Source organism: Mycobacterium sp. (assembly GCF_032162105.1).
Lineage (GTDB): Bacteria > Actinomycetota > Actinomycetes > Mycobacteriales > Mycobacteriaceae > Mycobacterium.
The window spans coordinates 1-11,627 of record NZ_JAVRPS010000242.1; the positions used below are offsets into that span (position 1 = coordinate 1).

An 11,627-nucleotide genomic window follows, 5' to 3' on the forward strand; every position below is an offset into this window, starting at 1 on the left:
GCCGCCGCGGCCGCGATCCCGTCGGCGAACATCTCGACGAAGAGCGGATGGTCGAAGTACTGCCGCAGCTTGACCATCTCTGGCGCGCGCTCCCCCGCCGCCGCCCGACCACGGGCGATGTCCTCGATGTACTGCGTACAGCTCGAGTACCCACCCCAGGCCGACGTGGCGAACACGGCCGCCCGTCGAACACCGTTGTCCCGCATCTGGATAACGGCGTCTTCGACGTACGGATCCCAGTTCCGGTTGCCGAAGTAGATCGGCAGGTCTGCGCCGCGACGGCCGAATTCCGCACGCAGCGCCTCGATCAGCGCGCGATTGATTCCATTGATCGGCGAGACCCCGCCGAAGTGCTGATAGTGCTCGGCGACGTCGTCGAGGCGCTCGGACGGGATGTTGCGGCCGCGGGTGACGTTCTCCAGGAACGGCCGCACCTGCTCGGGGCCTTCTGGCCCGCCGAACGACAGCAGCAGTACGGCATCGACGTCCATCGCTAGAGCAACTGCGTGTGTGCGCCGCCGTCGGCGTAGACGATCGTCCCGGTGGTCGCGGGAAGCCAGTCGGACAGCAGGGCGCACACCGTCTTCGCAACCGGCGTCGGATCCTTCATGTTCCAGCCGACCGGGGCGCGCTGATCCCAGCCCTCCTCGAGCAGCCGCATCTGATCGCCAGCCTCTGCGCCGAGCGCACCACCGACGATGGCACTCATCGCGAGTGTCCGGATCGGGCCTGCGGCAACCAGATTCGACCGCACGCCGAATGGCCCGGCCTCGCGCGCGACGAACCGGTTCACCGACTCCAGCGCGCTCTTGGCGACCGTCATCCAGTTGTAGGCGGGCATTGCACGGGTCGGGTCGAAGTCCATGCCGACGATGGAGCCACCCGAGTTCAGCACCGGCAGTGTCGCCTTGGCCAAGGACGCGTAGGAGAAGGCCGAGATGTGGATGCCCTTCGCGACGTCCTCGTACGGCGCGTCGAAGAACGGGTTGATGCCCATCCCGGTCTGCGGCATGAACCCGATTGAGTGCACGACGCCGTCGAGCTTGTTGCCCTCACCGATGACCTCGGTTACGCGGTCGGCCAGGCTGTCCAGGTGCTCCTGGTTCTGCACGTCGAGCTCCAGCAGCGGCGCCGGGTTCGGCAAGCGGTCGGCGATGCGCTGAATCAGCTTCATCCGGTCGAAGCCGGTCAGCACCAGCTCCGCCCCCGCCTCCTGGGCGACCTTGGCGATGTGGAATGCGATCGACGAGTCGGTGATGATCCCCGTGACGAGGATGCGCTTGCCTTCGAGAAACCCTGCCATGAAAGTCCTTATCTCCTCTAGTGGCCCATGCCCATGCCGCCGTCGACCGGGATCACCGCGCCGGCGATGTAGCTCGCGTCCTCCGACGCGAGGAAGCTGACCGCCCCAGCGACCTCCTCGGCGGTGCCGACCCGTTTCGCCGGAATGAATTCCAGCGCCCCCGCCTGAATGCGGTCATCCAGCGCGCGGGTCATCTCGGTGTCGATGTAGCCCGGGGCCACCACGTTCGCGGTAACCCCTGCCTTGGACAGCTCCCTGGAGATCGAGCGGGCCATGCCGATCAGACCGGCCTTGGCGGCCGCGTAGTTGGCCTGGTTGCCGATACCCCACATACCTGAGACCGAACCGATGAAGATGATCCGGCCGAAACGCTTGCGCTGCATGCTCCGCGAAGCCCGCTGGGCCACCCGGAACGCCCCGGTGAGGTTGGCGTTGATGACGTTCTCAAAGCGCTCCTCGGTCATCCGGATCAGGAACGCGTCCTGGGAGATGCCTGCGTTGGACACCAGCACCTCCACGGCGCCCTGGTGCTCCTCGACTTGCGTGAACGCGCGATCGACGGCGGCGTTGTCGGTGACGTCGCACTCGACGCCGAACAGTCCGTCCGGTGCGCCAGAACCGCGGTGCGTGACGGCCACCTTGTGACCGTCGGCGGCCAGCCGCTGGGCGATGGCGAGGCCGATGCCGCGGTTGCCACCGGTAACCAGCACGGAGCGCGATACGAATTCAGGCATTAACTGCTCCTCGCGTCCGCACCACTACTTTGCTCCTCGCGTCCGCAGCATGCCCGCCAACCTATCGTCTCGCCCCGGTGAGGCCGAAATCGAGTATCAGCCCGGCAGGCGGCGGTTCAGTAGCAGTGCCGCCAGCGCCGCAAGCGCCAGCACCAGCGCACCCAGCCGCAGCCAGCCCGCGCTGGCGTCGCCCTTGGTGGTCTCGTAGCCGATCTGCTCCTGAAGCGTGGTGAAGACCTCCTTGAGCTGCTCGAGGCTGGACGCGGTGTACGCGTTCCCTCCGGACAGTTCGGCGATCTTCTTGAGCATCTCGTCGTCGACCGGCACCGGCTGTTTCTGGTCGTTGATGTCCACGGTGCCGTACGGCGTGCCGAACGAGACCGTGGAGATCGGCACACCCTGGTCCTTGGCCGTGCGTGCCGCGGTGTAGGCCCCCTTGGGGTTGTCAGGGTTCGACGGCACCGTCTCCTTGCCGTCGGACATCAGCACGATGCGCGCCGGCGGGGGTTCGTCGCCACCACCCATCACGGCGCCGACCGTGGCGATGGCCTGCAGCGCGGTGAAGATGCCCTCACCTGTGGCGGTGCGGTCGGCCAGTTGCAGTTGGTCGATCGCGGCCTTGGTGGCCGCGCGGTTGGTGCTCGGCGACGTCAGCACGGTCGCGGTACCGGCGTAGGCGATCAGGCCCAGGTTGATGCCGGGGGTGAGCTGGTCGGCGAACTGCTTGGCCGCCTCCTGCGCGGCGGCCAGGCGGCTGGGGGCCACGTCGGTCGCCCGCATCGATTGCGAGACGTCGATCACCAGCATCACCACGGCGCGGTTGCGCGGAATCCGGACGTCGTTGGTGGGTCCGGCCATCGCGGCCGTCAACAACGTCAGCGACGCCACCAACAGGATGGCGGGCAGGTGCCGCCAGCGGGTGGACCGCTTCGGCGCGACGCTCTCCAGCAGGTCCATGTTGGCGAAGCGCAACATCCGCTTCTGGCGCGTCATCTGGACCACGACGTAGAGCCCGACGACGCCGAGGATCACCAAGAGGAACAGGAAGTACCAGGGGTGTTCGAAGCCCGAAAGGGTCATCGGTCCGAGCAACGGCAAAGTCATGTGCAGCTTGTCATTTCAGATCTATCGGCTCTCATGCTCGTCGCGCAAGCGCTCATCGGCCGGCGGTCAGAGCGCCGCGACGGCGATTGGCGGCGACGAACCTGACCACGTCGTTGATCCAGTCCCGGTCGGTGCGCAGGGTCATCAGTGGCGCGCCGCAGCGGCGAAGCGTGCGGGCCACCTCGGCGCGGTGGCCCTCCGCGGCCTTGGCGAAGTCGTCGCGCAACTGTGCATCGATGGTGAACTCGCGGGTGACCCCGGATTCGGTGTCCTGCAGGATGACTTCGCCGACGTCGGGGAGCTCGACGTCGCGAGGGTCGACGATCTCGACGCCGAGTACCTCGTGTCGTCCGGCGATGGCGCGCAGCGGCCGCATCCAGTCGATGGGGCCGAGGAAGTCACTGATGATCACCGCCATGCCGCGGCGCCGCTCGGGACGGCGCAGCGCGTCGATGGCGGCGCCAAGGTCACCGCGCACGCCGACCGGCGCCTTCGGCATGGTGGCGATGGCCCGCAACAGCTCCTGTTCGTGCAGGCGACCCGACAGCGCGGGCACCCGCTTGGTGACGTCACCGTTGGTGATGATCGCGCCGAGCCGATTGCCGCCGCCGCTGTTCAGGAACGCGATGGCCGCAGCAGCGGCCACGGCGAGGTCGCGCTTCTCACAGCCTGCGGTGCCGAAGTCCAGGCTCGCGGACACGTCGACCACCAGCCAGGTCTCAAGTTCGCGGTCCGCGATCATCTGCCGGACGTGGGGGTGGGTGGTGCGCGCGGTCACCGACCAGTCCATCCGGCGCACGTCGTCGCCGGGCTGGTAGATGCGCGACTCGCCCGGCTCCGAACCCGGCCCCGGCATCAGCCCCTGGTGGTCACCGTGCAGCACGCCGTCGAGCTTTCGGCGCACCGTCAGCTCGAGCTTGCGCAGCGCCGCCGACAGGGCGGGATCGCGAATCTCGCCGCGTTGCAGCGACGGCAGGTCGACCGTCCGGCGATGCGAGTCGGTCACCGACCGCTGGCCGCCGCCGCCGCGGGCATGGCCGGCGCCACCGAATGGCCTTGCTGCGGAATGGCGTTCACCTGAGGCAGCCCAACCGTCTGCAGGATCCGGTTGATCACGGTCTCCGCGGAGATCTCGTCGGCGAGCGCGTCGTAGGTGAGTACCAGACGGTGCCGCAGCACGTCGGGGATGACCTCGACGACGTCCTGCGGGATGACGTAGTCGCGGCCACGGATCAGAGCCAGCGCGCGCGATGCCGCGATGATGCCCAGCGAGGCGCGCGGCGAGGCGCCGTAGGCGATCCACGACTTGGCGTCGGGCATGCCGAACTTGTCGGGCTCGCGGGTCGCGGTGACGACGCGGACGACGTAGTCGACCAGGGCGTGGTGCACGAAGATGTTCGCGGCGACGTCCTGCAACCGCAGCAGGTCGCCCGGGTTGAGGATCTGCTTCGGCGTAGGCGGCGTGACGCCCATCCGGTAGATGATCTCGCGTTCTTCCTCTGGCGTCGGGTAGTCGATGTTGATCTTGAACAGGAAGCGGTCGCGCTGCGCCTCGGGCAGGGCGTAGACGCCTTCCTGCTCGATCGGGTTCTGCGTCGCCATGACCAGGAACGGGCTGGGCAGCGGGAAGGTCTTGCCGCCGATCGACACCTTGCGCTCGGCCATCACCTCGAGCAGGGCCGACTGCACCTTGGCAGGCGCACGGTTGATCTCGTCGGCGAGCAGGAAGTTGACCATCACGGGGCCGACCTCGATGTCGAACTCCTCCTTGCCGACCCGGTAGATGCGGGTGCCGACGATGTCGGTGGGCACCAGGTCGGGGGTGAACTGGATGCGGGCGAACGTGCCGCCGACGACCTTGGCGAACGTCTCCACCGCCAGCGTCTTGGCCACGCCCGGCACGCCCTCGAGCAGCACGTGACCCTTGGCGAGCAGGCCAACCAGCATCCGCTCGACGAGCCGGTCCTGGCCGACGATGATGCGCTTGACCTCGAAGATCGCACGCTCCAGGGTGTGCACCTCACCCTGCAGGCCGCCAGCCTGTTGGCCGCCGTTGGGCGGGCCCTGCTGGGTTCCTGGCGTAAAGCCCTGAGTCGGACCCTGGCCCGGGAAACCTCCTGCGCCCTGCGGCGGCCCACTCGGTGACGTCATTCAGCTTCCTCCCACATGTTCAATTCCGACGGGCAGTTCAGACCGCTGGTCCTGCTCGATCCTGGTGGGCGCCAGAGCCGACTCGGCGGACGCTCCCCGTCAACTATTCCAGGCACTTCGGGATCCGTCGACGTGCCCTGCCCAGATACGGCCTCGATCAGGACTCGATGAAGCGAACCAGGTGCGGCGACATGCCTGCGGTACGCACCGGGCTGACGGTGACCTTCTCCGCGCTGCCGGAGGCCTCCAGCATCTTGCCGCCACCAAGGAACATCGCCACGTGCTGGCTGCCCCCTGGCCCGTAGAAGATCAGGTCGCCCCGCTTGGCCTGCGACGGCGCGATCGGTCTTCCGGCGTTGTACTGGTCACCAGAGTACTTCGGGATCTGGACGCCGACGCCCGCGAACATGTACCGGGTGAAGCCCGAGCAGTCGTAGCCGATCTTGCCCGCGTCGTAGTCCACGCCCGCGCTGGGACCGTTGAGCGCGCCGCCGCCCCAGGAGTACGGCACGCCCATCTGCGACCCCCCGCGCCGGATCACGTATTCGATGGCCTGCGGTCCGCGGACCCTGCCCCCGGGATTCGAGCCGGCGGAGGGCGACGGTGCGAGACCGATGCTCTGCAGGAACTGACTGCCAAGGCTCTGCGTGGTCTGCAGTGCGAGCTGACTCACCGAGAACGCCGCGTTCGCGGCGGCCACCGGGTCGCCGGGCGCGCCGGAGCTGACGATCTTCGGCAGCGTGGGGTCCCACGCTCCGGCGTCGGGGTCGGCCGCGGCGGTCGCCGCCGTACCGACCATCAGCGCGAGCGCGCACACCAGCGGTACGAACACCTTCGCGAAGCGAATGGACGACAGGGACCGAAAGAACAACAGGGGCAAGGCAATCACCATCAGTATTCGATGTAGCGGATCACGTACGGCGTCATGCCGCTGGTCCGCACGGGCGAGATCTTGACGGTCGATCCGGTGTAGGGCGCCTCGAGCATCTGCCCGTCACCGAGATAGAGCGCCACGTGCTGGCTACCGCCGGGGCCGTAGAAGATGACGTCGCCCCTGCGCATCTGGGAAGACGGGATCTTGCGGCCCATGTCGTACTGGGCACCGGAGTAGTGCGGCAGCTTGATGCCCACCCCGGCGAAGGCGTACAGGATCAGGCCGGAGCAGTCGAAACCGACTGTGCCCGCACCCGAGTCGATGCCGTTGCTCGGACCCACCGCGTTGCCGCCACCCCACGAGTACGGGACGCCCATCTGCGATCCTGCCCGCTTGATGACGTACTCGGCCGCGTCTCTGCCGTAGACGCGCGGTATCGCGCCGTTGGTGAAACCGCTTGGGGTGGGCAGAATCCCGAGCTTCTGCAGGAAGCCGCGGCCCATGTCGGCGGTGGCCTGTGCGGAGGTCGAGGCGATGCCGAGGATCGTGTTGATGATCGCGATCGGGTCACCGCCGACGAACGCACTGGGGATCGCGGGCAGCGTGGTATCCCACTCGCTGTTCGCGCCAGGATTGCCGGGGGCCGCTGCGGCGGGGACGCGATCCCAGTTGTCCGACGGGTTGCTCGCCGCGGCTACGGGCGCCGCGACGGGCGCGGCCTGCGGTGCGGCGTTGCCTGCCGGCACCGACCACTGCACCCGGGCCTGCTCGAGCTTGGCCTGCGCCGCCGATCGTTCCGCGGTGAGCCGGTCGAGTTCGGCCTGCTGGCCACCGAAGGTCTGCTGCGCCTGGGTGAGTGCCGTCACGGCCGAGTCCTGGCTGGCCTGTGCATCGACGACGGCCTGGTCGGCCTTCTGCTTGGCCAGCCGCGCGGCCGACTCCCGATTCGCCTGCTCGGTGCGGGCGCGTTGCAGGTTGGTGATGACCTGCTGGCTGCTCAGCGACAGCGTCTGACCGGTAGCTGCGGTGTCGATGATGTCGGCGGGATCGTTCGCGGTCACATAGGACGCCGACGGTCCGTTCACGTAGGTCGATGCCGCGAATCGGTCGAACTTCTGCTGCGCAGCGGCGATCGCGGCGTTGGCGTCGTCGAGGCCCGCCTGACTGGCGTCGACCCCTTGTTGGGTGGTCGCGGCGGCGTCACGCGCGGTCTGAACGTCGACGATCGCCTTGTTCACGCTTTCCTGCTGGGTCTGGATGGCAGCGCCGAGGTCCTGCAGCTTCTGGTTGGCGTTGGCCACGGCGGCGACGAGCGTCGCGATTCCCTCAGGACTGGGGGGTTCGGCGACGGCCGTGCCTACACCATGGGCGAACACCGACGCGGCCAGCACACCGAACGCGAGCGAAACCGCGCCGATTCGGCCGCACAGCCGCGACCCAGAGGCGCGAGTAAAGCGTCTCATTGGCTTCTGGTCTCCTCGGGCTCGACGCGAACGTGTCGGTACGTTCGTGGGTCCGTTCGTCACAGGAGTCACTTGGACCACAACTGCAACAGCAGGCACCTTTTGCACCGTACGTCACATCTAGCGCTAAAGAAACGTTAGTAACGAATTACAAGTTTGTAATTGGAACGAGCGTTACCGAATGGTGATGTTGGAATTCACCGAGTGCGTTTTGCGGTCACTCGGCAGGTGTGGCGGGCGCCTCCGCGACAGCCGACTTCCGGGCCCGAACCTGCAGCATGCGGGTGCCGACGGCGGCCACCGCGACGCCCACCACTAGGACGATCGTGAATGGCGTCCACGGGAAATGTGACGTCGTCAACTCACCGACGAAATTCTGCGATGACAGCACGGGATTGCCCGTCTTGGCGACGTCTTGGCCCGCCTCCAAAGTGACGCGGTCGAAGTGCCTGCTGTACGTCCCGGCGAAGAACGGGCTGATTGCGAGCACCGTCGATTCCGGATGAAGCTTGCCGACTTCGGTGGCGATGTCGCGCAGTGGAGTGTCGATCGGTGGGTTGGTGGGGATGACGACGATCTTCAAGTCGATGCCCTTGGCGTGCGCGTCGGCGACGACCTGCTTGAGCGCGGCGACGTCGGCGCCGGGAGCGCTCACCCCGTCGGCGGCGACGGCAGCGTTGACCGCGTTCATGTCCACGTCGGGCGGGATGTACTCCGGCAGGAACGGGATGACGAGCGGTCCGGTCACACGGGGCACGCTACTGGATCGCCTCTAGGCGGGAGTGGAGCGACTCGGCGTTCTCAACCGACTGGCAACCCGCGCGGATCAGGACAAGACTGAAAGCCGCCCTGGGGTGGTTTACAGGACAAGCGTACTGTTAGAATCATCAGCGCCGGCGACACAGCCCGTCACGGCGACAACTAAACCGGGAGTTGAAGTGAGCAGCAAGGATTCCGTGAATTCGTTCGGAGCCCGCGACACACTGCAGGTCGGGGACAAGAGCTACGAGATCTACCGCCTCGACGCGGTAGCCGGCAATGAGAAACTCCCCTACAGCCTCAAGGTGCTCGCCGAGAACCTGCTCCGCACCGAGGACGGCGCCAACATCACCAAGGAGCACATCGAGTCGATCGCGAACTGGGACCCGGAAGCGGACCCCAGCATCGAGATCCAGTTCACCCCCGCCCGCGTCGTGATGCAGGACTTCACCGGCGTGCCGTGCATCGTCGACCTGGCCACCATGCGCGAGGCCGTCGGTGACCTTGGCGGCGACATCGAGAAGGTGAACCCGCTCGCCCCCGCCGAACTGGTGATCGACCACTCCGTGATCGTCGACGTGTTCGGCAAGCGCGACGCCTTCGAGCGCAACGTCGACATCGAGTACTCCCGCAACGGTGAGCGCTACCAGTTCCTGCGCTGGGGACAGGGCGCGTTCGACGACTTCAAGGTGGTGCCGCCGGGCACCGGCATCGTGCACCAGGTCAACATCGAATACCTGGCCCGCACGATCATGGTCCGCGACGGTGTGGCATACCCCGACACCTGTGTCGGCACCGACTCGCACACCACGATGGTCAATGGCCTCGGCGTGCTGGGCTGGGGCGTCGGCGGCATCGAAGCCGAAGCTGCGATGCTGGGACAGCCGGTCTCTATGCTCATCCCCCGGGTCGTCGGCTTCAAGCTCTCCGGCGAGATCCAGCCCGGCGTGACCGCCACCGACGTGGTGCTCACCGCCACCGAGATGCTGCGGAAGCACGGCGTGGTCGGCAAGTTCGTCGAGTTCTACGGAGCGGGCGTCGCCGAGGTACCCCTGGCGAACCGCGCCACCCTGGGCAACATGAGCCCCGAATTCGGTTCCACCGCGGCCATCTTCCCGATCGACGACGTGACGATCGAGTACCTGCGACTCACCGGCCGCGATGAGGACCAGCTGGCGCTGGTCGAGGCTTACGCCAAGGCGCAGGGCATGTGGCACGACCCCGAACACGAACCGGTGTTCTCCGAGTACCTCGAGCTGAACCTGTCCGACGTGGTGCCCTCCATCGCCGGGCCCAAGCGCCCGCAGGACCGCATCCAGCTCAGCGACGCGAAGACCGCGTTCCGCAAGGACATCCACAATTACGTCGAAGAGAACATGCCCGTCGAGTGCACGAAGCTGGACGAGGCCGTCGACGAGAGCTTCCCGGCCAGCGACTCGGTGTCGCTGTCCTTCGCCGAAGACGATGCGGTCGATGTCATGTCGGCGGCCAACGGTGCCGAGGGCCGGCCGTCCAAGCCCATCAAGATCAAGACCGACGAGTACGGCGAATTCGTCCTCGACCACGGCGCGGTGGTGGTCGCGGCGATCACGTCCTGCACCAACACGTCCAACCCGTCGGTGATGCTGGGTGCGGCGCTGCTTGCCAAGAAGGCCGTCGACAGGGGCCTGACCTCCAAGCCGTGGGTGAAGACTTCCATGGCACCCGGCTCACAGGTGGTCAGCGACTACTACGACAAGGCCGGCGTCTGGCCGTACCTGGAGAAACTCGGCTTCTTCCTGGTCGGCTACGGCTGCACCACGTGCATCGGGAACACCGGCCCGCTGCCCGAGGAGATCTCCAAGGCCATCAACGACAACGATCTGTCGGTTACCGCGGTGTTGTCCGGCAACCGCAACTTCGAGGGCCGCATCTCCCCCGACGTCAAGATGAACTACCTGGCCTCCCCGCCGCTGGTGATCGCCTACGCGCTGGCAGGCACCATGGACTTCGACTTCGAGACCGAACCCCTTGGCCAGGACACCGACGGCACCGACGTGTTCCTCAAGGACATCTGGCCGACGGCGAAGGAGATCTCCGACATCATCGCCTCGTCGATCAACCAGGAGATGTTCTCCTCGAACTACGGAGACGTGTTCAAGGGCGACGAGCGCTGGCAGAATCTGCCGACGCCTGCGGGCAAGACGTTCGACTGGAATCCGAAGTCGACCTATGTCCGCAAGCCGCCGTACTTCGACGGCATGCCCGCCGAACCCCAGCCGGTCAACGACATCACCGGCGCCAGGGTGCTTGCCCTGCTTGGTGATTCGGTCACCACCGACCACATCTCCCCAGCGGGCAACATCAAGCCGGGCACCCCGGCCGCGCAGTACCTCGAGGAGAACAACGTCGACCGCAAGGACTACAACTCCTACGGATCGCGGCGCGGCAACCACGAGGTGATGATCCGGGGCACGTTCGCCAACATCCGGCTGCGCAACCAGCTGCTCGACGACGTCTCCGGCGGCTACACCCGCGACTTCACCGTGGCCGACGCGCCGCAGACCTTCATCTACGACGCGGCGCAGAACTACGCGGCAGCCGGCATCCCGCTGGTGGTGCTCGGCGGCAAGGAGTACGGGTCGGGATCATCGCGGGACTGGGCGGCCAAGGGCACGTCGCTGCTCGGGGTTCGCGCGGTGATCGTCGAGTCGTTCGAGCGCATTCACCGCTCCAACCTGATCGGCATGGGCGTCATCCCGCTGCAGTTCCCCGCGGGTGAATCGGCGGCGTCGCTGAAGCTGGACGGCACCGAGGTGTTCGACATCTCCGGCATCACCGCCCTCAATGAGGGCAAGACGCCGAAGACCGTGCACGTCACGGCCACCAAGAAGGACGGCTCGGCGGTCGAGTTCGACGCGGTGGTGCGCATCGACACCCCCGGCGAAGCCGACTACTACCGCAACGGCGGCATCCTGCAGTACGTGCTGCGCAACATGCTGAAGACCGGGTAGCGCAACCGGTCATGCCGAGGGTCACCGAGGATCATCTGGCTGCCCGCCGTCGCCAGATTCTCGACGGCGCACGCCGATGCTTCGCGGAGTACGGCTATGAGAAGGCGACCGTGCGGCGGCTCGAACACACCATCGGGATGTCGCGCGGCGCCATCTTTCACCACTTCAAGGACAAGGACACCCTGTTCTTCGAGCTGGCCCACGAGGACGACGAGCGGATGGCCGACGTGGCGTCGCGCGAAGGCC

General features: G+C 66.9%; 11 protein-coding genes. 2 read left to right on the forward strand and 9 right to left on the reverse strand.

The genetic code is table 11. The features are described 5' to 3' along the window. From QOC69_RS12230 to QOC69_RS12270, 9 genes are all read right to left on the reverse strand, one after another. Window positions 1-491, reverse strand: a 491-nt coding sequence (locus QOC69_RS12230) for a ferrochelatase (RefSeq protein ID WP_526439751.1), incomplete at its 3' end; no start/stop codon positions are given. A 2-nt stretch (window positions 492-493) separates the two neighbouring features. Beyond that, on the reverse strand, window positions 494-1,303 hold the full coding sequence (inhA, locus tag QOC69_RS12235; RefSeq protein WP_526439753.1) for an NADH-dependent enoyl-ACP reductase InhA: 810 nt from the start codon (window positions 1,301-1,303) through the stop codon (window positions 494-496). Window positions 1,304-1,320: 17 nt separating this feature from the next. Further along, complete coding sequence (gene fabG1 / locus QOC69_RS12240) at window positions 1,321-2,037, reverse strand: 3-oxoacyl-ACP reductase FabG1 (RefSeq protein WP_526439755.1); 717 nt, start codon at window positions 2,035-2,037, stop codon at window positions 1,321-1,323. A 96-nt stretch (window positions 2,038-2,133) separates the two neighbouring features. Further along, window positions 2,134-3,141 carry a vWA domain-containing protein gene (locus tag QOC69_RS12245; RefSeq protein WP_526439757.1) on the reverse strand — a complete coding sequence of 336 codons (1,008 nt, stop codon included), beginning with the start codon at window positions 3,139-3,141 and terminating at the stop codon, window positions 2,134-2,136. Window positions 3,142-3,193: 52 nt separating this feature from the next. Then, a complete protein-coding gene (locus tag QOC69_RS12250; RefSeq protein WP_526439759.1) occupies window positions 3,194-4,147 on the reverse strand; it encodes a DUF58 domain-containing protein in 954 nt (317 codons plus the stop codon). Then, window positions 4,144-5,292: a chaperone MoxR1 gene (moxR1, locus tag QOC69_RS12255; RefSeq protein WP_526439761.1), complete on the reverse strand. Its 1,149-nt coding sequence runs from the start codon at window positions 5,290-5,292 to the stop codon at window positions 4,144-4,146. The genes QOC69_RS12250 and moxR1 overlap by 4 nt, the downstream gene beginning before the upstream one ends. A gap of 157 nt (window positions 5,293-5,449) precedes the next feature. Beyond that, entirely contained in the window at window positions 5,450-6,184 is a 735-nt protein-coding gene (ripB, locus tag QOC69_RS12260; RefSeq protein ID WP_526439763.1) for an NlpC/P60 family peptidoglycan endopeptidase RipB, read from the reverse strand. Next, the gene (gene ripA / locus QOC69_RS12265; protein WP_526439766.1) at window positions 6,184-7,629 is read right to left on the reverse strand and encodes an NlpC/P60 family peptidoglycan endopeptidase RipA; all 1,446 of its coding nucleotides are present in this window, start codon (window positions 7,627-7,629) and stop codon (window positions 6,184-6,186) included. The genes ripB and ripA overlap by 1 nt, the downstream gene beginning before the upstream one ends. Window positions 7,630-7,846: 217 nt before the next feature. Then, the gene (locus QOC69_RS12270) at window positions 7,847-8,377 is read right to left on the reverse strand and encodes an Rv1476 family membrane protein (protein WP_526439768.1); all 531 of its coding nucleotides are present in this window, start codon (window positions 8,375-8,377) and stop codon (window positions 7,847-7,849) included. 190 nt (window positions 8,378-8,567) lie between these two features. Between QOC69_RS12270 and acnA the strand changes: the two genes are divergently transcribed. Both acnA and QOC69_RS12280 read left to right on the forward strand, forming a co-directional pair. Then, entirely contained in the window at window positions 8,568-11,381 is a 2,814-nt protein-coding gene (acnA, locus tag QOC69_RS12275; protein WP_526439770.1) for an aconitate hydratase AcnA, read from the forward strand. Window positions 11,382-11,392: 11 nt separating this feature from the next. Continuing rightward, a partial coding sequence (locus QOC69_RS12280) for a TetR/AcrR family transcriptional regulator (protein ID WP_526439772.1) occupies window positions 11,393-11,627 on the forward strand: 235 nt, incomplete at its 3' end.